The organism is Klebsiella sp. MS 92-3, from assembly GCF_000195655.1.
GTDB lineage: Bacteria > Pseudomonadota > Gammaproteobacteria > Enterobacterales > Enterobacteriaceae > Klebsiella > Klebsiella pneumoniae.
The window spans coordinates 48,809-49,503 of sequence record NZ_GL882852.1; the positions used below are offsets into that span (position 1 = coordinate 48,809).

General features: G+C 61.6%; 1 CRISPR repeat array.

The window, feature by feature from the left end:
- Positions 1–59: 59 nt before the first annotated feature.
- Positions 60–637: a CRISPR direct-repeat array (repeat unit 29 nt; unit sequence GTGTTCCCCGCGCCAGCGGGGATAAACCG).
- Positions 638–695 lie beyond the last annotated feature (58 nt).

A 695-nucleotide genomic window follows, 5' to 3' on the forward strand; every position in this document is an offset into this window, starting at 1 on the left:
GTTCCCCGCGCCAGCGGGGATAAACCGGAATATAAAACCAGATTCCATATAGCCCTGTGGTGTTCCCCGCGCCAGCGGGGATAAACCGCCTGAATCTTCACTTCGTCGATCATTCTGCGCGTGTTCCCCGCGCCAGCGGGGATAAACCGGACATGGCGCGCGAGTTTATCGACGCCTGCGCGTGTTCCCCGCGCCAGCGGGGATAAACCGGGTATGAGCGTTTTCCGGTGGATTCTGATGTGGTGTTCCCCGCGCCAGCGGGGATAAACCGTCCCCTACCACCCACTGAGCAAACTGGTAGCAGTGTTCCCCGCGCCAGCGGGGATAAACCGCAGATACCAACGGTTACTACGGCAATCAGCACGTGTTCCCCGCGCCAGCGGGGATAAACCGAAGGTTGACCTGTTGTCGGCAACCATCGAGCCGTGTTCCCCACGCCAGCGGGGATAAACCGGAGGCGCGCGTTGTCGTCGGTGAGATGCGCGAGTGTTACCCGCGCCAGCGGGGATAAACCGGCCATTCGTGCTTCTTCGCTTTGCTGCATCCAGTGTTCCCCGCGCCAGCGGGGATAAACCGCCGACTTGGGACGAGGATCCGGCGGAATGTCGGTGTTCCCCGCGCCAGCGGGGATAAACCGTAATGGCAAAACCATGACCTGATCCGGGCGTCGTGTTCCCCGCGCCAGCGGGGATAAA